Source organism: Pseudomonas sp. B34(2017), from assembly GCF_002112915.1.
GTDB lineage: Bacteria > Pseudomonadota > Gammaproteobacteria > Pseudomonadales > Pseudomonadaceae > Aquipseudomonas > Aquipseudomonas pharyngis.
In genome coordinates this window covers 36,985-63,434 of sequence record NZ_NEJA01000010.1, presented here as the reverse complement: position 1 = coordinate 63,434, position 26,450 = coordinate 36,985, and the positions used below count along the sequence as shown (strand labels likewise).

Annotated in this window: 33 protein-coding genes and 1 tRNA gene; 22 read left to right on the top strand and 12 right to left on the bottom strand. The window is 59.6% G+C overall.

The annotated features are described in order from the left end of the window. The first annotated feature begins 1 nt into the window (after nt 1). From CAF80_RS27130 to CAF80_RS27115, 4 genes are all read left to right on the top strand, one after another. A complete protein-coding gene (locus CAF80_RS27130) occupies nt 2-628 on the top strand; it encodes a cytochrome o ubiquinol oxidase subunit III (protein WP_007956720.1) in 627 nt (208 codons plus the stop codon). Continuing rightward, entirely contained in the window at nt 628-963 is a 336-nt protein-coding gene (cyoD, locus tag CAF80_RS27125; protein WP_007956718.1) for a cytochrome o ubiquinol oxidase subunit IV, read from the top strand. Before CAF80_RS27130 ends, cyoD begins: the two co-directional genes overlap by 1 nt. Before the next feature lie 10 nt (nt 964-973). Beyond that, nucleotides 974-1,861: a heme o synthase gene (cyoE, locus tag CAF80_RS27120; RefSeq protein ID WP_085668163.1), complete on the top strand. Its 888-nt coding sequence runs from the start codon at nt 974-976 to the stop codon at nt 1,859-1,861. A gap of 230 nt (nt 1,862-2,091) precedes the next feature. Continuing rightward, nucleotides 2,092-2,583, top strand: coding sequence for a RidA family protein (locus CAF80_RS27115; protein ID WP_039765654.1), 492 nt, complete (start codon nt 2,092-2,094; stop codon nt 2,581-2,583). 69 nt (nt 2,584-2,652) lie between these two features. On the opposite strand, the gene CAF80_RS27110 is transcribed toward CAF80_RS27115, so the two are convergent. From CAF80_RS27110 to CAF80_RS27095, 4 genes are all read right to left on the bottom strand, one after another. Continuing rightward, entirely contained in the window at nt 2,653-3,357 is a 705-nt protein-coding gene (locus CAF80_RS27110) for a hypothetical protein (protein WP_039765656.1), read from the bottom strand. A 173-nt stretch (nt 3,358-3,530) separates the two neighbouring features. Further along, nucleotides 3,531-4,055, bottom strand: coding sequence for a hypothetical protein (locus tag CAF80_RS27105; protein WP_039765658.1), 525 nt, complete (start codon nt 4,053-4,055; stop codon nt 3,531-3,533). 63 nt (nt 4,056-4,118) lie between these two features. Continuing rightward, on the bottom strand, nt 4,119-4,523 hold the full coding sequence (locus tag CAF80_RS27100) for a GNAT family N-acetyltransferase (protein ID WP_085668162.1): 405 nt from the start codon (nt 4,521-4,523) through the stop codon (nt 4,119-4,121). A 45-nt stretch (nt 4,524-4,568) separates the two neighbouring features. Beyond that, nucleotides 4,569-5,474 carry a LysR family transcriptional regulator gene (locus CAF80_RS27095; protein ID WP_039765662.1) on the bottom strand — a complete coding sequence of 302 codons (906 nt, stop codon included), beginning with the start codon at nt 5,472-5,474 and terminating at the stop codon, nt 4,569-4,571. A gap of 102 nt (nt 5,475-5,576) precedes the next feature. On the opposite strand from CAF80_RS27095, the gene CAF80_RS27090 reads away from it, so the two are divergent. Continuing rightward, nucleotides 5,577-6,749, top strand: a complete 1,173-nt coding sequence (locus CAF80_RS27090; RefSeq protein WP_085668161.1) for an aspartate aminotransferase family protein — start codon at nt 5,577-5,579, stop codon at nt 6,747-6,749. Nucleotides 6,750-6,757: 8 nt separating this feature from the next. Here CAF80_RS27090 and CAF80_RS27085 read toward each other — a convergent pair whose 3' ends face one another. The 7 genes from CAF80_RS27085 to CAF80_RS27055 all read right to left on the bottom strand — a co-directional run bounded on the left by CAF80_RS27085 (nt 6,758) and on the right by CAF80_RS27055 (nt 11,354). Then, the gene (locus tag CAF80_RS27085) at nt 6,758-7,012 is read right to left on the bottom strand and encodes a Txe/YoeB family addiction module toxin (RefSeq protein WP_011335833.1); all 255 of its coding nucleotides are present in this window, start codon (nt 7,010-7,012) and stop codon (nt 6,758-6,760) included. After that, nucleotides 7,009-7,263 (bottom strand): type II toxin-antitoxin system Phd/YefM family antitoxin, encoded by a 255-nt coding sequence (locus tag CAF80_RS27080; RefSeq protein WP_039765667.1) that lies wholly within the window; start codon nt 7,261-7,263, stop codon nt 7,009-7,011. Before CAF80_RS27080 ends, CAF80_RS27085 begins: the two co-directional genes overlap by 4 nt. Before the next feature lie 199 nt (nt 7,264-7,462). Further along, nucleotides 7,463-9,382, bottom strand: coding sequence for an alkaline phosphatase D family protein (locus CAF80_RS27075; protein ID WP_085668160.1), 1,920 nt, complete (start codon nt 9,380-9,382; stop codon nt 7,463-7,465). A 71-nt stretch (nt 9,383-9,453) separates the two neighbouring features. After that, nucleotides 9,454-10,200 carry a hypothetical protein gene (locus tag CAF80_RS27070; protein ID WP_074691021.1) on the bottom strand — a complete coding sequence of 249 codons (747 nt, stop codon included), beginning with the start codon at nt 10,198-10,200 and terminating at the stop codon, nt 9,454-9,456. Between the two features lie 119 nt (nt 10,201-10,319). Continuing rightward, a complete protein-coding gene (locus CAF80_RS27065; RefSeq protein ID WP_074691022.1) occupies nt 10,320-10,691 on the bottom strand; it encodes a hypothetical protein in 372 nt (123 codons plus the stop codon). Nucleotides 10,692-10,846: 155 nt separating this feature from the next. After that, the gene (locus tag CAF80_RS27060) at nt 10,847-11,176 is read right to left on the bottom strand and encodes a hypothetical protein (protein ID WP_074691023.1); all 330 of its coding nucleotides are present in this window, start codon (nt 11,174-11,176) and stop codon (nt 10,847-10,849) included. A gap of 93 nt (nt 11,177-11,269) precedes the next feature. Beyond that, nucleotides 11,270-11,354 (bottom strand) — tRNA-Leu (locus CAF80_RS27055). A gap of 108 nt (nt 11,355-11,462) precedes the next feature. Between CAF80_RS27055 and queA the strand changes: the two genes are divergently transcribed. The 6 genes from queA to CAF80_RS27025 all read left to right on the top strand — a co-directional run bounded on the left by queA (nt 11,463) and on the right by CAF80_RS27025 (nt 17,547). Continuing rightward, nucleotides 11,463-12,512 carry a tRNA preQ1(34) S-adenosylmethionine ribosyltransferase-isomerase QueA gene (gene queA, locus CAF80_RS27050; RefSeq protein ID WP_074691024.1) on the top strand — a complete coding sequence of 350 codons (1,050 nt, stop codon included), beginning with the start codon at nt 11,463-11,465 and terminating at the stop codon, nt 12,510-12,512. Between the two features lie 14 nt (nt 12,513-12,526). Further along, a complete protein-coding gene (gene tgt, locus CAF80_RS27045) occupies nt 12,527-13,642 on the top strand; it encodes a tRNA guanosine(34) transglycosylase Tgt (RefSeq protein WP_161794909.1) in 1,116 nt (371 codons plus the stop codon). Nucleotides 13,643-13,685: 43 nt separating this feature from the next. Continuing rightward, nucleotides 13,686-14,021, top strand: a complete 336-nt coding sequence (gene yajC / locus CAF80_RS27040) for a preprotein translocase subunit YajC (RefSeq protein WP_007956696.1) — start codon at nt 13,686-13,688, stop codon at nt 14,019-14,021. A 64-nt stretch (nt 14,022-14,085) separates the two neighbouring features. Next, complete coding sequence (gene secD / locus CAF80_RS27035) at nt 14,086-15,954, top strand: protein translocase subunit SecD (protein WP_039765691.1); 1,869 nt, start codon at nt 14,086-14,088, stop codon at nt 15,952-15,954. A 9-nt stretch (nt 15,955-15,963) separates the two neighbouring features. Next, nucleotides 15,964-16,878, top strand: a complete 915-nt coding sequence (secF, locus tag CAF80_RS27030) for a protein translocase subunit SecF (RefSeq protein ID WP_039765696.1) — start codon at nt 15,964-15,966, stop codon at nt 16,876-16,878. Between the two features lie 120 nt (nt 16,879-16,998). Beyond that, nucleotides 16,999-17,547, top strand: coding sequence for a glycine zipper 2TM domain-containing protein (locus tag CAF80_RS27025; protein WP_007956693.1), 549 nt, complete (start codon nt 16,999-17,001; stop codon nt 17,545-17,547). 100 nt (nt 17,548-17,647) lie between these two features. Here CAF80_RS27025 and suhB read toward each other — a convergent pair whose 3' ends face one another. Next, complete coding sequence (gene suhB / locus CAF80_RS27020) at nt 17,648-18,466, bottom strand: inositol-phosphate phosphatase (RefSeq protein WP_007941397.1); 819 nt, start codon at nt 18,464-18,466, stop codon at nt 17,648-17,650. Between the two features lie 145 nt (nt 18,467-18,611). Here suhB and trmJ point away from each other — a divergent pair, with 145 nt between their 5' ends. From trmJ to ndk, 11 genes are all read left to right on the top strand, one after another. Continuing rightward, on the top strand, nt 18,612-19,382 hold the full coding sequence (gene trmJ, locus CAF80_RS27015) for a tRNA (cytosine(32)/uridine(32)-2'-O)-methyltransferase TrmJ (RefSeq protein ID WP_007956692.1): 771 nt from the start codon (nt 18,612-18,614) through the stop codon (nt 19,380-19,382). Nucleotides 19,383-19,384: 2 nt separating this feature from the next. Further along, a complete protein-coding gene (gene cysE, locus CAF80_RS27010; protein WP_007956691.1) occupies nt 19,385-20,161 on the top strand; it encodes a serine O-acetyltransferase in 777 nt (258 codons plus the stop codon). Nucleotides 20,162-20,329: 168 nt separating this feature from the next. Continuing rightward, nucleotides 20,330-20,821, top strand: coding sequence for a Fe-S cluster assembly transcriptional regulator IscR (gene iscR, locus CAF80_RS27005; RefSeq protein WP_007956690.1), 492 nt, complete (start codon nt 20,330-20,332; stop codon nt 20,819-20,821). Between the two features lie 50 nt (nt 20,822-20,871). Continuing rightward, on the top strand, nt 20,872-22,086 hold the full coding sequence (locus CAF80_RS27000) for an IscS subfamily cysteine desulfurase (protein WP_007956689.1): 1,215 nt from the start codon (nt 20,872-20,874) through the stop codon (nt 22,084-22,086). 101 nt (nt 22,087-22,187) lie between these two features. Next, entirely contained in the window at nt 22,188-22,574 is a 387-nt protein-coding gene (gene iscU / locus CAF80_RS26995; RefSeq protein WP_003227907.1) for a Fe-S cluster assembly scaffold IscU, read from the top strand. Nucleotides 22,575-22,608: 34 nt separating this feature from the next. Beyond that, a complete protein-coding gene (gene iscA, locus CAF80_RS26990; RefSeq protein WP_003227904.1) occupies nt 22,609-22,932 on the top strand; it encodes an iron-sulfur cluster assembly protein IscA in 324 nt (107 codons plus the stop codon). Between the two features lie 8 nt (nt 22,933-22,940). Further along, nucleotides 22,941-23,462 carry a co-chaperone HscB gene (gene hscB, locus CAF80_RS26985; protein ID WP_039765708.1) on the top strand — a complete coding sequence of 174 codons (522 nt, stop codon included), beginning with the start codon at nt 22,941-22,943 and terminating at the stop codon, nt 23,460-23,462. Between the two features lie 51 nt (nt 23,463-23,513). Then, complete coding sequence (gene hscA, locus CAF80_RS26980; protein WP_074691025.1) at nt 23,514-25,379, top strand: Fe-S protein assembly chaperone HscA; 1,866 nt, start codon at nt 23,514-23,516, stop codon at nt 25,377-25,379. Then, nucleotides 25,379-25,720: an ISC system 2Fe-2S type ferredoxin gene (fdx, locus tag CAF80_RS26975; RefSeq protein WP_007956685.1), complete on the top strand. Its 342-nt coding sequence runs from the start codon at nt 25,379-25,381 to the stop codon at nt 25,718-25,720. Before hscA ends, fdx begins: the two co-directional genes overlap by 1 nt. Nucleotides 25,721-25,734: 14 nt before the next feature. Continuing rightward, complete coding sequence (iscX, locus tag CAF80_RS26970) at nt 25,735-25,935, top strand: Fe-S cluster assembly protein IscX (protein ID WP_027619659.1); 201 nt, start codon at nt 25,735-25,737, stop codon at nt 25,933-25,935. 88 nt (nt 25,936-26,023) lie between these two features. Further along, nucleotides 26,024-26,449, top strand: a complete 426-nt coding sequence (gene ndk, locus CAF80_RS26965; RefSeq protein WP_039765715.1) for a nucleoside-diphosphate kinase — start codon at nt 26,024-26,026, stop codon at nt 26,447-26,449. Nucleotide 26,450 lies beyond the last annotated feature (1 nt).

Below are 26,450 nucleotides of genomic sequence, written 5' to 3'. Positions count from 1 at the left end.
AATGTCGAACTTAGTGACCAATGCTGGACACGCCCATGGTCATGACCATGGGCACGATGACCATCACCACGACTCGGGCGAGATGACCGTATACGGTTTCTGGCTCTACCTGATGACCGACTGCATTCTGTTTGCGTCGATCTTCGCGGTGTACGCGGTACTGGTAAACAACGTCGCCGGTGGCCCGTCGGGCCACGACATCTTCGAACTGCCATACGTGCTGGGCGAAACCGCTCTGCTGTTGTTCAGTTCGATCACCTACGGCTTCGCCATGCTGGCGTTGTACAAGGGTAAAAAGCAGCAGGTTCTGGGCTGGTTGTTCATGACCTTCCTGCTCGGCGCAGGCTTCATCGCCATGGAGATCAACGAGTTCCACCTGCTGATCTCCGAGGGCTTCGGTCCTAGCCGTTCGGGCTTCCTGTCGGCGTTCTTCACGCTGGTCGGTACCCACGGTCTGCACGTGTCCGCCGGTCTGATCTGGATGGGCATCATGATGTACCAGGTCAACAAGCACGGCCTGACGGCGACCAACAAGACCCGTCTTAGCTGCCTGAGCCTGTTCTGGCACTTCCTGGACGTGGTGTGGATCTGCGTATTCACCGTTGTTTACCTGATGGGGACCCTGTAATGGCTAATGCACACTCCCATGACAGCCATGATGCTGGCCACGGCAGCGTAAAGTCGTACGCCATCGGCTTCATCCTGTCGGTAATCCTGACCGTCATCCCGTTCGGCCTGGTGATGTTCCCGACCCTGCCGAAGTCGACGACGCTGGCAATCGTCCTGCTGTTCGCCGTGATCCAGGTGATCGTTCACCTGTATTACTTCCTGCACCTGGACCGTTCCATCGCTCAACGTAACAACGTGATTGCGTTCGTCTTTACGGCCATCGTGATCGTGCTGCTGGTCGGTCTGTCGCTGTGGATCATGTTCAGCATCCACACCTACATGATGGCGAAGTGAGGTAAACCCGATGTCGCTCAAGCACTTTATCCAAATCACCAAACCGGGGATCATTTTCGGTAACGTGCTTTCTGTGGCAGGCGGGTTCTTCCTGGCCTCGAAAGGGCATGTCGATCTGGCCGTGTTTCTGGCAGCCATGATCGGCACTTCCCTGGTTGTGGCCTCCGGTTGCGTGTTCAACAACTGCATCGACCGCGACATCGACCTGAAGATGGAACGCACCAAGAACCGGGTGCTGGTCCAGGGCTTGATCTCCCTGAAACTGGCCCTGGTCTATGCGACCGTCCTGGGTGTCGCCGGCGTTGCGTTGCTGTACAAGGTGGCCAACCCGTTGGCTGCCCTGTTCGCCGTGATCGGCTTCATCATCTACGTCGGCTTCTACAGCCTGTACCTCAAGCGCAAGTCGGTTCACGGCACGCTGGTGGGCAGTCTGTCGGGCGCCATGCCGCCGGTGATCGGTTACGTGGCCGTGACCAACAGCTTCGACATGGCCGCGCTGACCCTGCTGGTGATGTTCAGCCTGTGGCAGATGCCGCATTCCTACGCCATCGCGATCTTCCGCTTCAACGATTACCTGGCCGCATCGATTCCGGTGCTGCCAGTGAAGCGCGGAATCCAGGTGGCCAAGAAGCACATCCTGCTCTACATCCTGGCCTTCCTCGTGGCGACCTTGATGCTGACCTTCAGCGGTTACGCCGGCATGAGCTACCTCGCCGTCGCCGCGGCCATGGGCATGTACTGGCTGTACATGGCCTGGACCGGCTACAAGGCGGTGGATGACACGGTCTGGGCACGCAAGCTGTTCGTGTTCTCGATCTTCACCATCACCGCGTTGAGCGTCATGATGTCCCTGGACTTCAAGGTGCCGACCGAGCTGCTGCTGACGTACGCGCCGTAAGGTTCGAACGTTGTACGAGAAACCCCGTTCATCGAGAGATGAGCGGGGTTTTTTGTTGCTCGGATGATGGATAAACGACGTCCTTTGTCGCGAACAGACTCTCTCCCAAAAGGGTGGGGTAATCAGCCATTCCCTCGAAACGACTAGCTAGAAATCGACAGGTTGCGGTCGATAGGCAAAAGTCCTAGATTCGGATCCAACTACATGCATCGATCAAGAGGCTGGGCGAAATGACTGAGAGGATGACCTGCGACGAGCGCTTCATTGCCCTGGCAAAAGAGCTGAACTACGACATCAATGGCGAGAACACGGTGGGTGGCAATTACGCGCCGTTGATCCGTCATCGCGATGAGATCTACATCAGCGGCATGGTGCCGCGCACCGAGGGCAGGATTCAGTATCCAGGGCGAGTGGGGCAGGAGTTGACGCTCAAGGATGCGCAGGCCGCGGCGAGCATCAGTGCGATGCGGTGTCTGGCCTTTATCGTCGATGCAGTCGGTTCGCTGGACAAGGTCAGGGCGTTGTTGCGGGTCACGGTGTACGTGAAGTCCACGCCGGATTTTGTCGATCTCAGCGAAGTCGCCAACGGCGCCTCGGACGTATTCAGTTATGTGTTGGGCGATGTCGGGCGCCATACCCGCACTACCGTCGGCGTCTATCAGTTGCCGAAGAACGCAGCCATCGAAGTCGACATGATTGCCGCCGTGCACCCCTCGGCATAACCGCCGATCTGCGTCCAACAAAAAGCCCCGCCTGAATATCAGAGCGGGGCTTTTTCGTCAGCGCCGGTATTACTGGGCGGCGATGCTGTAACCGTCGAACGCGGTCTGCTGTTGCAGGGCGGTGATGATGTTCTTGCGGTTGATCGCGTGCTCGGTGCCGGCGTTGTCGACGAAGGTTTCGCCTTCGATTTCCGCCTCGTCGCCTTCGCCGACGAAGGTGAAACCGAGGAATTCAAGCGCCTCGCGATCCACGCTCAGACGCGAACGCGGTGTGCGCATTGGCAGGGTCACGCTGATGCCGTCCTTGCTGATGCTGAACACTTCGACGTCTTTCTTGGCGCGTGCGGCCTTGCTCTTGCCGCCGCTCGGGTTGCTGATCGCCTGATGGGTCTGGTTCAGAACCTTGAGGGCCAGCCCGTAGACGATTTCCTGGAACGCCGGATCGTCCTTGAAGCTGGACAGGATGCGGCTGATCGGGAATTTGCTGCTCAGATCTTCGAGGGCAGCGATGTCGGCAGCCTCAGCGTCCTTCAGGCGCTTGAGTTCGCCCATCAGCTCATAGGCCTGGTCGTCATCGAAGCGGTCGTGTGCCTGACGGATCGCGGCGCGCAGTTCGCGGATTTGATCGCTCTCGCGGCTCGACTGGAACGCGTCCAGCACCATCTCGCTGATGATCTTCGCCTGTGGGATATGTTGTGAAAGATTGATGGAGTTTTCGTATTCCGCTTTGGACGACAGAGTGACTACGGATTCAGCGGTGTTGAAATCGGACATTGAAATTTCACTACTTTTTTAACTTGAGATGAGACGAGAAAGCGCTGGGGGCTTTTTCAGGCCGACTAATTTAGGGGAGCGCAGCGGCGTTGTCACGGAGCAAGGGGCCGTTGGTGCCGATTATTTGTCCGGATGATTTGTGTTGAGCAACCTGGCACCGCGAGCGCTCTGCCTTATTCATTGGCGATGGCATTCCTCGGCAACCGCCGGGACGCCAGTGCACGCAGTGTCCAGTAGAGCTTCAACGAGCGGGTGCCGATCAGGCCGCCCAGGAACCCCGAAATAATCGACTTGATCAACAGCATGTCCGGGGAGGCGGAACGCTCTGGATGCACGTCATGCTGGTAATTGAAGTAGTAGTTCGCAGAAAAGAACATCAGGTACATGATCAGGATTTTTACCGTGCCCGGCATGATCAGCCCTTTCGCAGAGTCGTCGAGCACCACGCCCCGGCGGGAGAACACCAGCCAGGCCGACAGGCTGCCCAGCAACAGCGCGGCGAACCAGGTGCTGAAAAACAGGCCGGGGTTGATCGTCAGGTTCAGTGAGTACAGCGACCATGCCAAAAACGCCGGGGGCGTTATCAACATCGAGGCACGGCTCTCGCGTCGGGGAGAAAACGACTTGATGCCGAAATAAACCACCAGCAGAAAAATCAGGTAAACCCGTATCGGAGTGTTTTGCAGAATCGTGAGCATTGCGCAGCATCCATGCTGAAAAGGAGGAGGGTGGAGCATAGTCGGGGTCACGGTAATCGTCGGCTATTTCAGTCGCAAACGCTCCATCGCGATCACCGAGGTTTCAAACCCCAGGCTGGCAAAAAAAGCTTCCGCACCTTCGCGGCCGGCACGCAGAACCCAGGTAATGTCGGTGTTGTCGCCCATCACATGTTCCACCAGCGCCCGCCCGATGCCCGCGCGCCGATGTTGCCCGTCGACCACCACCATCGACAGGTAACCGTTGGAGATCCCATCGGTGATGCCACGGGCGAAGCCGACAATCTGCTGGCTGCTCAATGCAACGGCAGTGCGTTGGGAGTTCTGGATGAGTTGTGCGAAATGTTCGGCGGTGCCGGTGCGATGAGCCCAGCCGTGCCGCTCGAGAAACTGCCTTGCTGCCTCCACTTCCGTGGGCATGAGGTCGCGTATTGAAATGTCTTTGTTCATTTGTTCATCCCGTCCCTGGTGTATTTCCAACAGTAGTCGCGTTGCCTACGGCCTGCCCCACATCTGCATGGCGAACTCGACAAAGCGACGCAGTTTCGGCAGCCGATAGCGATCCGGCGCGTAGAGCAGATGCATCGGGCGATTCGGCGGCTGGTAGTCCGGCATCACCACGACCAGTCGGCCGTCGCGCAGGTCCTGTTCCACCAGTGCGTCCGGCAGCATCACGATGCCCATGCCGGTGCGCGCGGCCTGATGCAGGCCGGCGGAACTGTTGATCAGCATCGGGCCTTTGACGTCGACCATGATTTCGCCGTCCGGGCCGCTGAGGCGCCACTGTTTTTCCACCGATTGCCAGTCATCGCCGGCGGGGTAGGCGAAGGACAGACAGTCGTGTTGGCGCAGTTCCTCAGGCGTGAGCGGCATGCCGCGTCGGGCTACATATTCCGGGGAGGCGCAGACGGTCAGGGTGTAGTCGATCAGCGGGCGGGCGATCAGGTTGGACTGGTCGAAGTGGCCCAGTCGGAAGGCCACGTCGAGACCGCTTTCCAGCAGATCCGGACGGCGGTTGGTCAGGATCACGTCGAGTTTGACCTGCGGACATTGCAGGGAAAACTCACTGAGCGCCGGGGCCAGACGTTCGACGCCAAAGGTCAGCGGCGCGGTCACCCGCAGGATGCCGCGCGGTTCATCGAGCGTCTGTTCGGCGAGGCGTTCGGAGTCGGCGACCAGACCGAGCACTTCCAGGCAGCGCTGGTAGTAAACGCTGCCGAACTCGGTCAGCCGCTGGCGGCGGGTGGTGCGTTGCAACAGTTGCACACCGAGCCGGTGCTCCAGCGCCCGCAGGTGATTGCCCACCATGGTCGTGGACATTTCGCACTGCAGCGCGGCCGCCGTCATGCTGCCGGACTCCACAACCTTGACGTATACGCTCATCGACTGGAACAGATCCATTATCAAGCCTGGCTTCTAAATGATTGAAGTTTTGCCGAGTTTATCCAGTTCAGGTGGATAACCATACTGCCAGCACCTCTCACCTCGCTGGAGTTTGCCGACATGACCGCCGCCCTGATGAACACCTATCAACCGCTGGACCTGAGCTTCATCAAAGGCCTGGGCACCCGACTGTGGGATCAGGCGGGCCGCGAGTATCTGGACGCGGTGGCGGGCGTGGCGGTGACCAATGTCGGCCACTCGCACCCGCGCATCGTGTCGGCGATCAGCGAGCAGGCGGGTTTGCTGCTGCACACTTCCAATCTCTACAGCATCGACTGGCAACAATCGCTGGCGCAGAAGCTGACGCGGCTGGCGGGGATGGAGCGGGCGTTCTTCAACAACTCCGGTGCCGAGGCCAATGAAACCGCACTGAAACTGGCGCGCCTTTACGGCTGGCGCAAAGGCATCGAGCAGCCGCTGGTGGTGGTGATGGCCAACGCGTTTCACGGGCGTACCCTCGGCACCTTGTCCGCCAGCGATGGCCCGGCGGTGCGCCTGGGCTTCAATGAGTTGCCCGGGGATTTCGTCAAAGTGCCGTTCGGCGATCTTCAAGCGCTGGAGCAGGTGCAGCGCAAACATGGCCAGCGGATCGTGGCGATTCTGGTCGAGCCGATCCAGGGCGAAAGCGGCGTGCAACTGGCGCCGCCCGGCTACCTCAAGACCCTGCGCGAGTTGTGCAACCGCCACGCCTGGCTGCTGATGCTCGACGAAATCCAGACCGGTATCGGCCGCACCGGCCGCTGGTTCGCGTTTCAGCACGAAGGCATCGTTCCCGACGTCATGACCCTCGCCAAGGGCCTGGGCAACGGCGTGCCGATCGGCGCTTGCCTGGCACGGGGCCGGGCGGCGGATCTGTTCACCCCCGGCAGCCATGGCAGCACCTTCGGCGGCAATCCATTGGCGTGCCGGGTGGGTTGCACCGTGCTCGAGATTATCGAGGAACAAGGCCTGCTGGAAAATGCCAGGGTCCAGGGCGAGCGCCTGCTGACCCGCTTGCGCGCAGAGCTGGCGGACAATCCGAATGTGCTGGCGATTCGTGGGCAAGGGCTGATGATCGGCATCGAACTGAAACAGCCGGTCCGCGACCTGACATTGATTGCTGCACGGGATCATGGACTGCTGATCAACGTCACTCGGGGCAAGACGATCCGGCTACTGCCGCCGCTGACGATTGATGAGCGGGAGGTGGGGATGATTGTCAGAGGGGTTGGCCGTTCCCTGAGCCATGTCTGATCCCTCGGTCAGTAGTGAAATCTGCAAGTTATGACGCAGATTTCGCCGTCTACGATCGCGTAGACCAAGCGATGCTCGGCAGTTATCCGCCGTGACCAGAAGCCGCTCATGTTGTGCTTGAGCGGCTCCGGTTTGCCCAAGCCTTCAAAGGGTTGGCGCTGGATCGCTTTGATCAAAAGATTGATTCGTTTGAGACCGGCCTTATCGTTTTGTTGAAACCATAAGTAGTCTTCCCAGCCCGTTGGCGTGAACTGGATTTTCATTCTTCAATCAGTTGCCTGACTTTGGCTTTTCCAGCGCGCATTTCGCCAATTGATTTGATCAAGCGCTCGGCATTGGCCGGAGAACGCAGCAGATAAGCCGTTTCTTCCAGCGCGTTGTATTCGGCCAGAGACATCATCACTACAGGCTCGCCTTTTTGGCGGGTTACCAGAAGTGGGGCGCAATCTTCATTCACGCGATCCATGGTTTCAGCCAAGTGCGCACGAGCTGTGGTGTAGTTGATAGTGTCCATGTTGTAGTCCTCGCTTGATGCAAAGAACGTACAGAAATGAGTACAGGATGACAAGGCGATACCTATCAGTGGTTGTGCCACAGACGGGCTGCCTGCGGTGTGCTGAGTATCACCGAAGTCTCGTCGAGACGTTTCTGGGTCTTCTGTAAGCTGATTCCGACGAGCCTGCGATCCCTCTCACGGTCTACGTGAGATTTTTCTAATCAGGGTAGTCCGACAAATCCGGCGCCAGCATCCGGGTCTTCGGTGCGCCATTCGAGTTGTGCTGGATGATGTCTTTCGGCTGCCCCTGTTGATTGAAAAACACCTGACCAATCCCCGCCGAGTTCCACAACCGTTCACCCGCTTCGGCGTGTTCCGGCACGTACGGGACGATGCGCATGCTGCGGCGTTTGGTCAGCCAGTTGAGTGGCGAGCGCGGTGAATAGAGCCAGCGGTTGAGACGGTCGAACCATTCCAGCAGGGTAGGCGGGAATTCGTTCTTGATGCCGCTGCTGGTTATCTGCCAGATGCGCGGGCCGGCCTTGCGGTGTCGGATCAGGACTTCGTAGACGAAGGAATAATGCACGTCGCCTGACAGCACCACGTAACTGCCCGGTGTACGCGAGTGTCGGAAAATGTTCAGGATCACCTGGGCCGCGCCGCGATGGGCCATCCAGTTTTCCGCGTCCACCAGCAGCGGATAACCGCACCAGCTGAATACTCGCTGCACGGTTTCGATCAGCTTCACGCCGAAGATCGGTGCCGGCGAAACGATGATCGCTGAAGGATGGTCGAGCAGTTCCTGCTGCAGTTCGCTCAAGGCTTCCCAGTCCAGCAGGCCCGACGGCTGCTTGAGCGCCATTTCGCTGCGCCAGCGTCGGGTTCGGGTGTCGAGCACCACCAGCGCCGGGCTGGTCGGCAAGACGAAATGCCATTGTTGAAAGCGCAGCAGTTCCTCAATCAATTCGTCCTGCACGGGAGCGTCGAGATAGCGGTCATCACCGCTGGCGCTCAGGCCTCGGGTTTTCTCCAGTACAGCGCTGAATGCATCCGGATTGTTGCCCCAGCCCTGACACAGCATGTAGGCGATCAGCGCGTTGCCGATGATGCGTTTGGAGAATGGGTGGCCGTAGGCCGTTTCCTCCCATTGCGCGGACAGATTCCAGTCATCGGTGATGTCGTGGTCATCGAAAATCATCAGGCTCGGCAAGTGCGCCAAGGCCCGGGCCACCTGGCCGAGGCCGGCCTTGAAACCGTCGATGCGGGTCTGTTCGAGGGCGTAGCGCTTGAGGCGTTCCGGCGTCAGCGCTGGCGGCTGCGGATTGACCAGTGCCCAGGGCGTTGGCGACCACACCAGCAAATACATGGCCATGACTTCGGCGAACGTCACAAGGTGATTGTCGGCGCTGCTGCTGGTGAAAATCGGTTTGCGCGCACCGCCGAAGAAACGCTCGCGCAATGTCTCGTTGCTTTCCAGTGCCGGCAGCAAATCCGCGCGGTGGTAGTAGCTGGCCGGGTGTTCGTAAAGTTTCGCGCTGTCGCTGACGACCGCACCTTCGAGGTGTTCACCGAACAGACCGAGGCGCTCGATCAAGGCATGAATCGCCCGCAACATCGGACCGGCAACGTCGTCGGCGTAAACCTGATCACCGCTCATCATCAACAGGGCGGGACGTTGCTGCGGATCGGTTTCGGCGGCCAGCAACCGGTCAACACAGAGCAGGCCGTCGGCGGCCGGGTGATGGGGTTTGCGGCAGGAACCGTGGAGCAACTGGTCGATGCGCGAACGCAGGACGAAGTTCGGGCAGGTGGCGTCGTCGTAGAGCAGGTGTGGCGCCCATTCGGCGATGGGCTGCAAGCCATCGATCAACAGGTCGTAGTCGATGCGGGTGTCGCAGGGCAGGGCGGTTTCCAGCGGAACGTCGATCAGGTGAACAAACGCCCGGGTGCCTACCGGAATGACCGTGCATTTCCCGGCATCCAGTGGAATGTCTCCTACGCCTTGCAGACGCAAGGTCAACGACAGCTCGCGGCTGCCCACCAGCCAAAGCACTAAGCGCGTTGGTTCCAGCCGGCGCAGCAGTGGCCCGGCCAGAACAGCGGGCAACGGGCTCAGGTCATCAGGTGTCGGAGGCATCGGGGGAAAAGCTCAAGGCGCACAGGCCGGCGATGATAGCGCAGCCGGCGCCTCGAACCCTTAAATCAGGCTTAAGAGCCTGTTTTTTCCAGCTTCAGCGCCAACAGGCGCCATTCGGCAGGTGTCGCGTCGACGCTTGGCTGTTCCTGTACGGAACAGTCGAAGCGGTACGTCACATCGTCGCCATTCATGTTCCGCGCGGTGACGGTGTTGCTGAAGGAGTAAACCTGATCCTTGAAGCGCTGCGGCGTGAGGCTTTTGCTGTCAGCAAACCGGGCAGAGGCGGGGAAGCGCAAGGTGCTGGTCACGAACGGGCTGCACATGACATACGCGAGCATCGACTTGTCGCCCTGGGCGTCGGCGCGCAGTTTTTTGCTCAGCGCCGTCAGGGCCTTGCGCCCCTCATCATCACTCTGGTCGATCACGGATTGCACCGACATCGACTTCGGCGCGCGACTGGCATAGTTCGGCAACAACGCGGAATCCGCTGGAGAGGGCTTGTTGTCCGGCTCGATAGCGGCAAACACCGGCGCATCTTTCTGCGCAGCAGGGCTTGCAACCGCCTCGGCCTCCGGCAGCAACGAGGTCGGCTCGGCTTCCTGCTGTGCCACGACGTTTTCAGTCTGCGCGGCGTCGTAGCGATGCGCCGACGGGAACAGTGAAAAAGTGATCGCCAGCACCACCATCGAAACAATGAAACCGCCCGCGACACCGACCAGGTTGGCGTAAAACAGATTCCAGCTGCCGCGGTTTTTCACCACCCAGCGCCACATGAAACCCCAGGCCGCGACAAATGCCAGAAAACGCAGAAACTCCATTCGATCCTTTCCTTTTAACCTTTCGCAAAACCCGGAACACGACGGGGGCGTCAAGATACCAAACCTGGTGCATCGCGCCATCAACGCGTCGATCGTTACTCCATGGCATGGATATTCAGTCAAGCGCCTGGATAGATAAGTCGGGTGGTCAGTAGCAGGGCAATAGCTCCCGCCGCGGTCCCATAGACAGCCCCGATCAGATGACGGAGCAGACTGGACTCAGGTCGCTTGAGCTGTGCGGCCCACATCCACATGCCGACCAGTGCTCCCGCGCCGCTCATCACAATCAGCAGGCTGCGCGCCGGAATCGGTGGCATCGCCATATTCGCGCCAGCGAAGATCCACTGGTACAGGATCACAAACACCCAGCCTACGATCCAGCCGCTGATGAAGCCGGCGCAGTTCGCTACCAGCAAATTCCAGCGGCCCCTTTCGCCCACGACCCAGATCCAGGTCACAACGTGGACAAACATGAAAAGCCAAGCGTCCATTGCGATCTTTTTCCTGAAAGACATTTCACTTGAGAGGACGTCAGTGCCTCTATTTTCAATAAGGTCGCAAGATAGCAAAATAGTATCATGGCGCCACTATCTTCATCCTCCCCAACTGAAGTGCCAGATGCCACTGCCGGCATTTCTGTAAGGCCTTACAGTACGTCTTTCAAATAGCCCTTGAGTGCAAGGAGCGGTGCGTCCAACTGCTCCATCGAACGTGCCTGGTTGAAATCGGCGGACAGTTTGTGCAACTCCCGCCCCAACGGCTTTTCCAAACCGCCCAGGGCATCCATCGCCAGCGCCAGGCACTCATTCATCTTGAACTGGATCGTCTCGACATCACCCCGGCGCACCAGCAGTTCGAACACGTCTTTCTGATAGTCGCCCATGACCATGTCATCGCGCAGAATCGGGCTCAGGTCTTCTTCCTCATACGCGAGTTTGAGGGAGAACAGGGCGACGGTTTCCAGTGACGTTTCCATGGGGTGAACCTGTGTGAGATCTCGCCGGAGGGCCAGCGGCACTTTCCGACAGACGAAAAAAAAGGCCTTGCTAAGCAAGACCTTTTCTAATTTTGGTGCCCCGAGGGAGACTCGAACTCCCACTCCTTTCGAAAACGGATTTTGAATCCGCCGCGTCTACCAATTCCGCCATCAGGGCTCAATGGCGGCGAAGTATAGAGAGGTGCCTACCGTTGGTCAATCACGTTTCATGGTCAATTTTCGATATTTCCGCTAGACTTTCCGGCCCTGCTAGACGAACCCCATCATGCGCGTTGCTGACTTTACCTTCGAGCTTCCTGATTCGCTGATTGCCCGCCATCCTTTGGCCGAGCGTCGCGGTAGTCGCCTGTTGACCCTGGATGGGGTCAGCGGCGCCCTGGCACACCGTCAATTCACTGATCTGCTGGAGCATTTGCGCCCCGGCGATCTGATGGTGTTCAACAATACCCGGGTGATTCCGGCGCGCCTGTTCGGGCAGAAGGCCTCCGGCGGCAAGCTGGAAATCCTCATCGAACGCGTGCTCGATTCCCACCGCGTGCTGGCCCATGTGCGTTCCAGCAAGTCGCCGAAGCCGGGTTCGAAGATCCTGATCGACGGCGGTGGTGAAGCCGAGATGCTGGCGCGTCACGATGCGCTGTTCGAGCTGGGGTTTGCCGAAGAAGTGCTGCCGCTGCTTGATCGCGTCGGGCACATGCCGTTGCCTCCTTATATAGACCGCCCGGATGAAGGTTCGGATCGCGAGCGCTATCAGACCGTGTATGCCGAGAAGCTCGGCGCGGTGGCGGCGCCGACTGCCGGGCTGCATTTCGATCAGACGCTGATGGAGGCGATCGCCGCCAAGGGCGTCGAGACTGCGTTCGTCACGCTGCACGTTGGCGCCGGCACCTTCCAGCCGGTGCGTGTCGAGAAGATCGAAGATCACCACATGCACACCGAGTGGCTGGAAGTCGGTCAGGACGTGGTCGATGCAGTCGCCGCTTGCCGTGAGCGCGGCGGTCGAGTCATCGCTGTCGGCACCACCAGCGTGCGTTCGCTGGAAAGCGCCGCCCGCGATGGCGTACTTAAACCGTTCAGCGGCGACACCGACATCTTTATCTTCCCGGGCCGGCCGTTCCATGTGGTCGATGCGCTGGTCACCAATTTCCATTTGCCTGAATCCACGCTGTTGATGCTGGTTTCGGCCTTCGCCGGTTATCCGGAAACCATGGCTGCCTACAAAGCCGCGGTCGATAACGGATACCGCTTTTTCAGCTACGGTGATGCGATGTTCATCACCCGTAATCCCGCGCCGCGCGGCCCAGAGGAAACAGTATGAGTCGCACCTGTCGTATGTCTTTCGAGTTGCTTGCCACCGATGGCAAGGCTCGTCGTGGTCGTCTGACCTTCCCTCGTGGCACCGTCGAGACCCCGGCCTTCATGCCGGTGGGCACTTACGGCACGGTCAAGGGCATGTTGCCGCGTGACATCGTCGCCACCGGCGCGGAGATCATTCTGGGCAACACCTTCCACCTGTGGCTGCGCCCGGGTACCGAAGTGATCAAGGAACACGGCGACCTGCACGATTTCATGCAGTGGAAAGGCCCGATCCTGACCGACTCCGGCGGTTTCCAGGTGTTCAGCCTCGGCGCCATGCGCAAGATCAAGGAGGAGGGCGTGACCTTCGCCTCCCCGGTCGACGGCTCGAAAGTGTTCATGGGCCCGGAAGAGTCGATGCAGGTCCAGCGCGACCTGGGCTCGGACATCGTGATGATCTTCGACGAATGCACCCCGTACCCGGCTGACGAAGACGTGGCCCGTGTGTCCATGGAGCTGTCGCTGCGCTGGGCTCAGCGTTCGAAGAATGCCCATGGCGACAACACGGCGGCGCTGTTCGGCATCGTCCAGGGCGGCATGCACCAGGACCTTCGCATGCGCTCGCTGGAAGGCCTGGACAAGATTGGCTTCGATGGCCTGGCCATCGGCGGTCTGTCGGTGGGCGAACCCAAGCATGAAATGATCAAGGTGCTGGACTACCTGCCGGGCATGATGCCGGCTGACAAACCTCGTTACCTTATGGGCGTTGGCAAACCGGAAGATCTGGTTGAGGGTGTGCGCCGCGGTGTGGACATGTTCGATTGCGTGATGCCAACCCGTAATGCCCGCAATGGGCATCTGTTCATTGATACAGGCGTGCTGAAGATCCGTAACGCGTTCCATCGCCATGATGATTCGCCGCTGGATCCGACCTGCGATTGCTATACCTGCCAGAACTTCTCCCGCGCTTATCTGCATCATCTGGACAAGTGCGGCGAAATGCTCGGCAGTATGCTCAATACCATCCACAATTTGCGCCATTATCAGGTGCTGATGGCTGGTTTGCGCGAGGCTATTCAACAGGGTACATTGGCCGCCTTTGTCGATGCCTTCTACGCCAAACGCGGGCTTCCCGTTCCGCCTTTGGACTGAGTTTTCTGACCCCAAGATTCAACATTTGCAACTGGAGTGCTAAATGAGCTTTTTTATCTCTAATGCCATGGCTGACGCGGCTGCACCGGCTGCAGCGCCTATGGGCGGCGGCTTCGAGTGGATTTTCCTGGTGGGCTTTCTGGTCATCTTCTACCTGATGATCTGGCGTCCACAGGCCAAGCGCGCCAAAGAGCAGAAGAACCTGCTGAGCAGCCTGCAGAAGGGCGACGAAGTGGTCACCACCGGCGGCATCGCCGGCAAGATCACCAAAGTGGCCGATGACTTCGTGGTTCTGGAAGTTTCCGACACCGTGGAAATGAAGTTCCAGAAGGGCGCCATCGCCGCCACGCTGCCAAAAGGCACGCTGAAAGCGATCTAAGGTTCCAACTTCTACTCAATCGACGGGGCGCGCAAGGCGCCCCGCGTTCATAACGGGCGGCGTGATGCTGAACAAATATCCTCTGTGGAAATACATTCTGATCCTGGCGGTGCTGGCGATCGGTCTGATTTATTCCGCTCCGAATCTATACCCCGATGACCCGGCCATTCAGATCAGCGGCGCCAGCACGGCCCTGCAGGTCAACCAGGCCGATCTGGATCGCGTAAGCACCGCGCTCAAGGAATCCGGGATCAACGTCAAGGCTTCGAGCCTGGCTGCGAACGGCAAGGGCGGTCTGATCCGTCTGACCAAGGCTGAAGACCAACTGCCGGCCAAAGACGTTGTCCGCAAGGCATTGGGTGATGACTACGTCGTCGCGCTGAACCTGGCACAAACCACCCCGCAATGGCTGCGCAGCGTGGCCGCGCACCCGATGAAACTGGGTCTGGACTTGTCCGGTGGTGTGCACTTCCTGCTGGAAGTGGACATGGACAAAGCGCTCGACGCCCGCCTGAAAGTCTACGAAGGCGACGTCAAGAGCCTGTTGCGCAAAGAGAAACTGCGTTATCGCAGCCTGCCGCAACTCAATGGCGCCATTCAGCTGGGCTTCAGCGATGCTGACTCCCGCGAACAGGCCCGTGCGCTGATCCGCAAGAATTTCAACGATTTCGACATTGTTCCGGCCGACCTCAACGGTCAACCGGTGCTGCGTCTGGCGATGACCCCGGCCAAGCTGGCGGAAATCCGTGAATACTCCATCAAGCAGAACTTGACCACGGTACGTAACCGCGTCAATGAGCTGGGTGTTGCCGAGCCAATCGTCCAGCGTCAGGGTGCCAACCGTATCGTGGTTGAGCTGCCGGGCGTGCAGGACACTGCCGAAGCCAAGCGTATCCTCGGCAAGACGGCCAACCTCGAGTTCCGTCTGGCAGCAGAGCCGGGCGCTTCGAAAGCCACTTCCGAGACCTTTGAGTTCCGTGAGGGCAACCGTCCTCCGGCGCAGATCGAGCGTGGTCTGATCATCACCGGTGACCAGGTGACTGACGCCAAGGCCGGTTTCGGCGAGCACGGCACCCCTGAAGTGAACATCCGTCTGGATGGTCACGGTGGCGAGCTGATGAGCCGCGCGACCCGCAGCAACGTCGGTCGCAGCATGGCGGTGATCTTCATCGAGCAGCGTCCGGTCACCACTTACACCAAACAAGTGGTCGACGGCGTCGAGAAAGACGTCGCGGTGCAGACCTTCAAGGAAGAGAAGAAGATCATCAGCCTGGCGACCATTCAGTCGCCGCTGGGTGCGCAGTTCCGTATCACCGGCCTGAACGGCCAGGGCGAGTCGTCCGAGCTGGCGCTGCTGCTGCGTGCCGGTGGTCTGGCTGCTCCGATGTACTTCGCTGAAGAGCGCACCATCGGCCCGAGCCTCGGTGCGGACAACATCACCAAGGGTATCGATGCATCGCTGTGGGGCATGCTGTTCGTCTCGCTGTTCATCATCGCCATCTACCGTTTCTTCGGCCTGATCGCCACCGTCGCACTGGCGGTGAACATGGTGCTGCTGCTGGCGCTGATGTCGCTGCTGGGCGCCACGCTGACCCTGCCGGGTATCGCCGGTATCGTGTTGACCATGGGTATGGCGGTCGACGCCAACGTACTGATCTTCTCGCGGATTCGTGAAGAGATCGCCGCCGGCATGACCGTGCAGCGTGCAATCAACGAAGGCTTCGGTCGGGCATTCACTGCGATTCTCGACGCCAACCTGACCACCTTGCTGGTCGGCGGTATTCTCTTCGCCATGGGCACCGGCCCGGTGAAGGGCTTCGCAGTCACCATGTCCCTCGGGGTTCTGACTTCGATGTTCACGGCCATCATGGTCACCCGCGCGATGGTCAATCTGATCTTCGGCGGTCGTGACTTCAAGAAGTTGTGGATTTAAGGGGCTGCCATGTTACGTACAATCAACTTCATGGGCGTCCGCAACTTTGCGTTCGGCGTCACCGTATTCCTGACCTTGCTGGCAATCTTCAGTGTGTTCCACAAGGGCATGAACTGGGGTCTGGACTTCACCGGCGGTACGCTCATCGAGCTGACCTACGAGCGTCCGGCCGATGTCACCAAGGTGCGCGAGCAACTGGTTTCTTCCGGTTATCACGAAGCCGTGGTGCAGAACTTCGGCGCGACCACCGATCTGCTGGTGCGCATGCCGGGTGAAGACCCGCAGCTGGGCCATCAGGTGGCGGATGCGCTGCAGAAAGTCGGTGGCGACAACCCGGCGACCGTCAAGCGCGTCGAGTTCGTCGGCCCGCAGGTCGGTGAAGAGTTGCGCGACCAGGGTGGCCTCGGCATGCTGCTGGCGCTCGGTGGCATCCTGATCTACCTGGCTTTCCGCTTTCAGTGGAAGTTTGCGGTCGGCGCCATCGTGTCGCTGATCCACGACGTGATCGTGACCGTGGGTATCCTGTCGTTCTTCCAGATCACCTTCGACCTGACGGTGCTGGCGGCGGTACTGGCGATCATCGGTTACTCGCTCAACGACACCATCGTCGTGTTCGACCGGGTGCGTGAGAACTTCCGCGTACTGCGCAAGGCTACGTTGATCGAGAACATCAACATCTCGACCACCCAGACCCTGCTGCGGACCATCGCGACCTCGGTTTCGACCTTGCTGGCGATCGCGGCACTGCTGTTCTTCGGCGGTGACAATCTGTACGGCTTCTCCCTGGCGCTGCTGGTGGGTGTTCTGGCGGGTACTTACTCGTCGATCTACATCGCCAACGTGGTGCTGATCTGGCTGAACCTGTCGACCGAGGACTTGATTCCGCCGGTCAATACCGAGAAGGAAGTCGACGACCGTCCATAACTGCCATCGTTTTCCCGGCGGTCAGTCAAAAAAGACGCGAGTTGAACTCGCGTCTTTTTTTTTGCTCCAAGGCTGGGAGAAGCGCGGGCGCGTCCCGCATGTGATGGTCAGGAGGTTCATGTGAACAAGTCGTTGCTGGTTGGTGCGGTATTGGGTGCTGTCGGTGTGACTGCCGGGGGCGCTGTTGCCACCTACAGCCTGGTTAAAAGCGGCCCTGAGTATGCGCAAGTGCTGGCCGTAGAACCGGTCAAAACACAGATCAAGACTCCACGTGAAGTGTGCAAGGATGTGACAGTGACCCGGCAGGCGCCGGTGAAAGATCAACACCAGATTGCCGGCACCGTGGTCGGTGCGCTGGCAGGTGGTCTGCTGGGTAATCAGATCGGCGGCGGCACGGGCAAGAAGATTGCCACGGTGGCCGGTGCGGTCGGTGGTGGTTACGCCGGCAACAAGGTTCAGGAGGGTATGCAGGAGCGTGATACCTACACCACGACTCAGACTCGCTGTAACACGGTGAATGACATCAGCGACAAGGTTGTGGGCTACGACGTCCGGTATTCGCTGGATGGGAAGGAAGGCAAGGTGCGGATGGATCGTGATCCGGGCAACCAGATCCCGGTCGACAAGGAAGGCAAGCTGATCCTGTCGCAGAACGAGCCAGGCCAGTGATTGGTTGACGGCTTATAAGAAAAGCACCCTTCGGGGTGCTTTTTCATGCCCATAAAAAAAACACCCCGAAGGGTGTTTTTTTTTTGGTTTCGCGAAACGCTTAGCGCTTCAGCGAGGCCGGCAGGTGCGGCTGGATCGCCGTCAGAACTGCCTTGAAGCATTTGGTGTTGCCGGCAACGACGTGGCCTTTTTCAAGGAAGTCGTGACCGCCGGTGAAGTCGCTCACCAGGCCGCCTGCTTCCTGAATCAGCAGGGCGCCAGCGGCCATGTCCCACTCGGACAGACCCGACTCCCAGAACGCGTCGAAACGGCCGGCGGCTACGTAAGCCAGGTCCAGGCTTGCCGAACCGGCGCGGCGGATGCCGGCAGTCTGGCCAACCAGGGCGCGGAACATGCCCAGGTAGTTGTCGAGGTTGTCCATCTGGTCGTCACGGAACGGGAAACCGGTGCCGAGCAGGGCGCCGTCCAGGCTGGTGCGACCGCTGACACGCAGGCGACGACCGTTCAGTTGAGCGCCGCGACCACGGCTGGCGGTGAATTCTTCCTGGCGAACCGGATCCAGAACGACGGCGTGTTCTAGGCGACCACGGTATTTGCAGGCAATGCTGACAGCGAAGTGAGGAATGCCGCGCAGGAAGTTGGTGGTGCCGTCCAGCGGATCGATGATCCACAGGTATTCTTCGCCTTCGATGCCGGTGCCGGCGTGCAGGCCGGTCTCTTCACCCATGATCGAGTGATTCGGGTAAGCCTTGCGCAGGGCGTCGATGATTTTCTGTTCGGCGGCGCGATCGACCTCGGATACGTAATCCTTGGCGTCTTTTTCGTCGACCTTGATGGTATCCAGGCGCTCGATGGAGCGGAAGATCAGTTCACTGGCGCTGCGGGCGGCGCGCAGCGCGATATTCAGCATGGGCTGCATGGATGTGTCACCTAAGGTTGTTAAAGAAAGCCGCGCATTCTATCAGAACTTTTCTTCAGGTGAAGGTCGCTGTTCGCTTTCATAGCTTAACGGTAGGCTGTTCTGTAAGATTTGCACCCCTTTGCCGAGTCCGAGAGCGCCCGCCGTGCTGCAAAATATTCGTGTCGTCCTGGTCAACACCAGCCATCCGGGAAACATCGGCGGGACCGCGCGCGCCATGAAAAACATGGGCCTGTCGCGTCTGGTGCTGGTTGATCCGCGCGTCTTTCCGCATCACGAAGCCGATGCCCGTGCTTCCGGTGCCGGTGACATCCTTGAAAACGCGCAAGTCGTCGCCACCTTGGAAGACGCCCTGGTCGGTTGCAACCTGGTGCTCGGCACCAGCGCCCGTGACCGGCGCATTCCCTGGCCATTGCTGGATCCGCGCGAGTGCGGGACCAAAGTGGTCGAGGAGGCCGGGCAGGGCGCGGAAATCGCGCTGGTGTTCGGTCGTGAAGATTCCGGCCTGACCAATGACGAGCTACAGCGATGTCACTATCACGTGCACATTCCCTCCGATCCTGAGTTCAGCTCGCTGAACCTTGGGGCGGCGGTGCAGGTGTTGAGTTATGAGGTGCGCATGGCGTGGTTGGCCGCGCAAGGTCAGCCGACCAAGATCGAGAAGGAAGAAGTGGCCTCCGTGAAAAGCGCAGAGCTTGCGACCATGGATGAGCTGGAGCGGTTCTATGAACACCTGGAGCAGACTCTGGTGGCCATCGAATTCCTCGATCCGGAAAAACCACGGCACTTGATGGCGCGCCTGCGCCGGTTGTATGGACGCAGCTCGGTCAGCCGGGCGGAAATGAATATTTTGCGTGGCATCCTCACGGAAACCCAGAAAGCGGCCCGTGGCGAGCTCCTTAAGCGGAAGGATTAATGATGTTCGAGCGTTTGCGTGAAGATATCCAGAGCGTATTCCACCGAGACCCGGCGGCGCGTAACGCTTTTGAAGTCCTGACCTGCTACCCCGGCATGCATGCGATCTGGATTCATCGACTGGCCGGCATGCTCTGGCGCAACGATCTGAAATGGCTGGCGCGACTGGTGTCGAACTTCGGTCGCTGGCTTACGGGGATCGAGATCCATCCGGGTGCCAAGGTCGGTCGACGCTTCTTCATCGACCACGGCATGGGCATCGTGATCGGAGAAACCGCTGAAATCGGCGATGACGTGACGATCTATCAGGGCGTGACTCTGGGTGGCACCAGCTGGAATAAGGGCAAGCGCCACCCGACCCTCGGCGATGGCGTGGTGGTGGGGGCGGGCGCGAAGGTGCTCGGTCCGTTCACTGTGGGCGCCGGCGCCAAGGTCGGTTCCAATGCCGTGGTCACCAAGGAAGTGCCTCCGGGCGCCACCGTGGTGGGGATTCCGGGGCGTATCATCGTCAAGTCCGATGATGAGGCCGACGCCAAGCGCAAGGCGATGGCCGAGAAGATCGGCTTCGATGCCTATGGCGTCAGCGAAGACATGCCCGACCCGGTGGCGCGCGCCATCGGCCAGTTGCTCGATCACCTGCAAGCGGTGGACGGACGTCTGGAGGGAATGTGCGGCGCGCTGAAGGATCTGGGCAGCAATTACTGTGCGAAAGATCTGCCCGAGCTGCGTGAGGAAGACTTCGCCTGCGTCAAGGGCAAGGACGAATCCAAGCTCCACTGACGCACTTGCAGGGCTGCTGCCGACCGGTGTGCCATTAGGCCGCAGACCCTGCTATCATTCGCGCGCTCTTTTGCGGGTAAACCCGACTAAAGCACTAGGTCTTATAGTTGACTTAAATGCTCGGGAATTGCATACTCCCGCCCATTCCGAACTCCGTGGTAATTGTCCATGCGACTGACTACAAAAGGCCGATACGCCGTGACCGCCATGCTTGACCTGGCGTTGCACGCGCAACACGGGCCGGTGTCCCTGGCCGATATCTCCGAGCGCCAAGGCATCTCCCTGTCCTATCTCGAACAGCTTTTCGCCAAGCTGCGCCGCAGTAACCTGGTTTCCAGCGTTCGCGGTCCGGGCGGTGGCTACCAGTTGTCCCGCGACATGCAGGGCATCCAGGTGGCTCAGGTGATCGATGCGGTGAACGAATCGGTCGATGCAACAAAATGCCAGGGCCAGGGCGACTGCCACTCCGGTGACACCTGCCTGACCCATCACCTGTGGTGCGACCTGAGCCTGCAGATTCACGAATTTCTCAGCGGTATCAGCTTGGCCGACCTCGTAACTCGCCGTGAGGTGCAGGAAGTGGCCCAGCGTCAGGATCAGCGTCGTTGCAATGGCAAGGCGCCGCGCCTGGACAAGATTGAAGCGTCCGCCGTCGAATGACAGCCAGAGAGCTAGCGGCACGCCAGCCAGCCTGATTTAGGAGATAGTCCATGAAATTGCCGATTTACCTCGATTACTCTGCGACCACCCCGGTCGATCCGCGCGTTGCGCAAAAAATGAGTGAATGCCTGCTGGTCGACGGAAACTTCGGTAACCCGGCGTCCCGTTCCCACGTGTTCGGCTGGAAAGCCGAAGAGTCCGTCGAAAACGCCCGTCGTCAGGTGGCCGATCTGGTCAACGCCGACCCGCGTGAAATCGTCTGGACCTCCGGTGCCACCGAGTCCGACAACCTGGCAATCAAGGGTGCGGCACATTTCTACGCCTCCAAGGGCAAGCATCTGATCACCTCCAAGATCGAGCACAAGGCTGTCCTCGACACCATGCGCCAACTGGAGCGTGAAGGTTTCGAAGTCACCTACCTCGATCCGACCGAAGATGGCCTGATCACCCCGGCCATGATCGAAGCCGCGCTGCGCGAAGACACCATCCTGGTGTCGGTAATGCACGTGAACAACGAAATCGGCACCGTCAACGACATCGCCGCCATCGGCGAGCTGCTTCGTTCCAAAGGCATCCTGTTCCACGTCGACGCCGCTCAGTCCACCGGCAAGGTCGAAATCGACCTGCAGAAACTGAAAGTCGACATGATGTCGTTCTCCGCCCACAAGACCTACGGCCCTAAAGGCATCGGCGCGCTGTACGTCAGCCGCAAGCCGCGTGTGCGCATCGAAGCGACCATGCACGGCGGCGGTCACGAGCGTGGCATGCGTTCCGGCACCCTGGCGACTCACCAGATCGTCGGCATGGGCGAAGCGTTCCGTGTGGCCAAGGAAGACATGGCTGCCGAAAACGTCCGTATCAAGGCGTTAAGCGACCGCTTCTACAAGCAGGTCGAGCACCTGGAAGAGCTGTACGTCAACGGCAGCCTGACCGCCCGCGTTCCGCACAACCTGAACCTGAGCTTCAACTACGTTGAAGGCGAGTCGCTGATCATGGCGCTCAAGGATCTGGCGGTTTCGTCCGGTTCGGCCTGCACCTCGGCGTCGCTTGAGCCTTCGTACGTGCTGCGCGCCCTGGGCCGCAACGACGAACTGGCACACAGCTCGATCCGTTTCACCTTCGGCCGCTTCACCACCGAAGAAGAAATCGACTACGCCGCGCAGAAAGTCTGCGAGGCCGTTACCAAGCTGCGCGCTCTGTCGCCGCTGTGGGACATGTACAAAGACGGCGTCGATATCTCGAAGATCGAGTGGGCGGCACACTAAATATTGAAGCCGCCGGATACAGATCCTGTAGCGACGCGGCGGTTCACGCAGCGCAGTTGCAGGGTCTCAAGAGCGGCCCTGATGAGTGAGGATTGAGAATCATGGCTTACAGCGAAAAGGTCATCGACCACTACGAAAACCCGCGCAACGTCGGCAAGATGAACGCGGAAGATCCTGATGTCGGCACCGGCATGGTCGGCGCTCCGGCGTGCGGCGACGTGATGCGTCTGCAAATCAAGGTCAACGATCAGGGCGTTATTGAAGACGCCAAGTTCAAGACCTACGGCTGCGGTTCGGCTATCGCCTCCAGCTCCCTCGCTACCGAGTGGATGAAGGGCAAGACCCTGGACGAAGCTGAAACCATCAAGAACACTCAGCTGGCCGAAGAACTGGCCCTGCCGCCAGTGAAAATCCACTGCTCGGTTCTCGCTGAAGACGCCATCAAGGCCGCCGTTCGCGATTACAAGCAGAAGAAAGGCTTGATCTGACTTTCAAGATTTGGCGACGAGTAAGGAGTCAACGATGGCTATCAGCATGACAGAAGCGGCTGCTCGACACGTGCGGCGCTCCCTCGATGGGCGCGGCAAGGGTGAAGGGATTCGTCTGGGTGTTCGCACCACGGGCTGTTCCGGCCTTGCCTACGTGCTGGAGTTTGTCGACGAGGTGGTTGCAGAAGATCAGGTGTTCGAGAGTCACGGCGAGAAAGTGATCATCGATCCCAAGAGCCTGGCCTACCTCGACGGCACCGAGCTCGATTTCGTCAAGGAAGGGTTGAACGAGGGCTTCAAGTTCAACAACCCCAACGTACGCGGTGAATGTGGCTGCGGCGAAAGCTTCAACATCTGAGGCTTGTCGTGGGTATTCCTTGTCATTTCGCTTTATTCGAGTTGCAGCCGGGCTTCCGTCTGGATCTTGAGCAGTTGGCCACGCGCTATCGCGAGCTGGCGCGCGCCGTTCATCCTGACCGCTTTGCCGATGCTTCCGAGCGCGAGCAGCGGTCGGCGCTCGAGCAGTCTGCGCGGCTCAACGATGCCTACCAGACGCTCAAGAGTCCGGCCCAGCGTGCACGCTACCTGCTGACCATCAGCGGGCATGAAGTGCCGATGGAAGTCACTGTCCACGATCCCGAGTTTCTTCTGCAGCAGATGCAATGGCGCGAAGAGCTCGAAGATCTGCAGGACAGTGCCGACCTGGACGGTGTCGCGGCTTTCAAGCGTCGCCTGAAAACCGCCCAGGAAGAGCTCAACGAAAGCTTCGCAGCCTGTTGGGATGATGCAGCGCAGCGCGAACAGGCCGAACGCCTGATGCGGCGCATGCAGTTCCTCGACAAGCTCACCTACGAAGTGCGCCAGTTAGAAGAGCGCCTCGACGATTAACCCAGTGCCGCTCCGGTCGCACGCCTGATATACAGATAAGTCCTGATCACGATGGCCCTACTGCAGATCGCCGAACCCGGCCAAAGTCCTCAACCGCACCAGCGTCGTCTGGCTGTGGGAATCGACTTGGGTACTACCAATTCGCTGGTCGCTGCGTTGCGCAGTGGTCTTTCCGAGCCGCTGGCCGACGCCGAAGGGCGGGTCATCCTGCCTTCCGCCGTGCGTTATCACGCCGATCGCGTCGAAGTCGGCGAGTCAGCCAAGCTGGCCGCATCCTCCGATCCCCTGAATACCGTGCTGTCGGTCAAGCGCCTGATGGGTCGTGGTCTGTCCGACGTCAAGCAATTGGGCGATCAACTGCCGTACCGCTTTGTCGGCGGCGAATCGCACATGCCGTTCATCGACACCGTGCAGGGCCCTAAAAGCCCGGTCGAAGTCTCCGCCGATATCTTGAAAGTATTGCGTCAGCGCGCTGAGGCCACCCTTGGCGGTGAGTTGGTGGGCGCGGTGATCACCGTTCCGGCGTATTTCGACGATGCTCAGCGCCAGGCTACGAAGGACGCGGCGAAACTTGCCGGTCTGAACGTGTTGCGTCTGCTCAACGAGCCGACCGCTGCGGCGGTGGCATACGGTCTGGATCAGCATGCCGAAGGCCTGGTCGCCATTTACGATCTGGGTGGCGGTACCTTCGATATTTCGATTCTGCGCCTGACTGGCGGCGTCTTCGAAGTCCTGGCCACTGGCGGCGATAGCGCGCTGGGCGGCGATGACTTCGATCATGCGATTGCCGGCTGGATCATCGAGAGCGCCGGTTTGTCCGCCGACCTCGATCCGGGCGCACAGCGCAGCCTGCTGCAAACCGCCTGCGCAGCCAAAGAAGCCCTGACGGATGCCGACAGTGTTGAAGTTGCCTACGGCGACTGGAAAGCACAGCTGACCCGCGAAGCCTTCGACGCGCTGATCGAGCCAATGGTCGCCCGCAGCCTGAAAGCCTGCCGCCGCGCCGTCCGTGATTCCGGCGTCGAGCTGGAAGACGTGCACGCCGTGGTCATGGTCGGTGGCTCGACCCGCGTTCCACGTGTTCGCGAAGCTGTCGCCGAAGCCTTCGGTCGTCAGCCACTGACCGAAATCGACCCGGATCAAGTGGTGGCCATTGGTGCCGCAATCCAGGCCGATACACTGGCCGGCAACAAGCGCGATGGCGGCGAACTGCTGCTGCTCGACGTGATCCCGCTGTCCCTTGGGCTGGAAACCATGGGCGGCCTGATGGAGAAGGTGATTCCGCGCAACACCACCATCCCCGTCGCTCGCGCCCAGGACTTCACCACTTATAAAGACGGCCAGTCGGCCATGGCGATCCACGTACTGCAGGGCGAGCGTGAGTTGATCTCCGATTGCCGTTCCTTGGCTCGCTTCGAATTGCGCGGCATCCCGGCGATGGTGGCCGGTGCGGCGAAGATTCGCGTGACCTTCCAGGTCGATGCCGACGGCCTGCTCAGCGTCTCTGCCCGTGAACTGGGTTCGGGCGTTGAAGCGAGCATCCAGGTCAAGCCGTCCTATGGCCTGACCGACGGCGAAATCGCCAAGATGCTGAAAGATTCGTTCCAGCACGCCAATGACGACAAAGTCGCCCGCGTTCTTCGCGAGCAGCAGGTCGATGCCCAACGCCTGATCGAAGCGGTGCAGGGCGCTCTTGAGGCGGATGGCGAGCGCTTGCTCGACGCCGAAGAGCGCATGGTCATCGAGTTGCAAGTGCAGGAACTGACCGAACTGATGAAAGGTACCGATGGTTACGCCATCGAGCAGCAGACCAAGCGTCTGTCGCAAGTGACCGATGCTTTTGCAGCCCGTCGTATGGATCAGACGGTGAAAGCCGCTCTGTCCGGGCGCAATCTGAATGAAATCGAGGATATCTGATGCCGCAGGTCATTTTTCTGCCCCACGAGAAGTTCTGCCCTGAAGGCATGGTCGTTGACGCTGCGCCTGGCACGTCGATCCTCGAACTGGCTCACGAGCACCACATCGAGATGGAAAGCGCCTGCGGTGGCGTCTGCGCCTGCACCACTTGTCACTGCATCATCCGCGAGGGTTTCGACTCGCTGGAAGAAGCCGACGAGTTGGAGGAAGATTTCCTTGATCGTGCCTGGGGTCTGGAAGCCCAGTCGCGCCTGGCTTGTCAGGCTATCGTCGGTGAAGAAGACATCACCGTCGAAATTCCGAAATATTCGCTTAACCATGCGGCCGAAGCGCCGCACTGACTGGTAAGACTGTCATGAGCTACGGTTGGAATGATGTTCAACGTATTGCAGAAGAGCTGGCTGAGGCCAAGCCGGATGTCGATCCGCTTTCTGTCAATTTCGTCGACCTGCAGCGATGGATCATGGAACTTCCCGACTTTGATAACACCTCTGGCCGTGTTGGCGAGAAAGTGTTGGAAGCGGTTCAGGCTCTCTGGATCGAAGAAGTAGACTGATCGTCCTCGCAGGTTAGGCAATACCCAAGAACCCGCGTATAATTCGCGGGTTTAATTTTTCGCAAATTACCGTTTCTGGAGTTACACCATGGCTGTTCAACGTACTTTCTCCATCATCAAGCCTGACGCCGTTGCTAAAAACGTGATCGGCAAGATCACCACTCGCTTCGAAGACGCTGGCCTGCGCGTTGTAGCTTCGAAACTGAAGCAACTGTCCAAAGCCGAAGCCGAAGGCTTCTACGCTGAGCACAGCGCTCGTGGTTTCTTCGGCGACCTGGTTGCCTTCATGACTTCGGGTCCAGTTGTCGTTCAGGTTCTGGAAGGCGAAAACGCCATCGCTCGCAACCGTGAGCTGATGGGCGCTACCAACCCTAAAGAAGCTGCTCCAGGCACCATCCGTGCTGACTTCGCTGAATCGATCGACGCCAACGCCGTTCACGGTTCGGACTCCGAAGCCGCTGCTGCTCGCGAAATCGCTTACTTCTTCGCAGCTACTGAAGTAACCACTCGCTAAG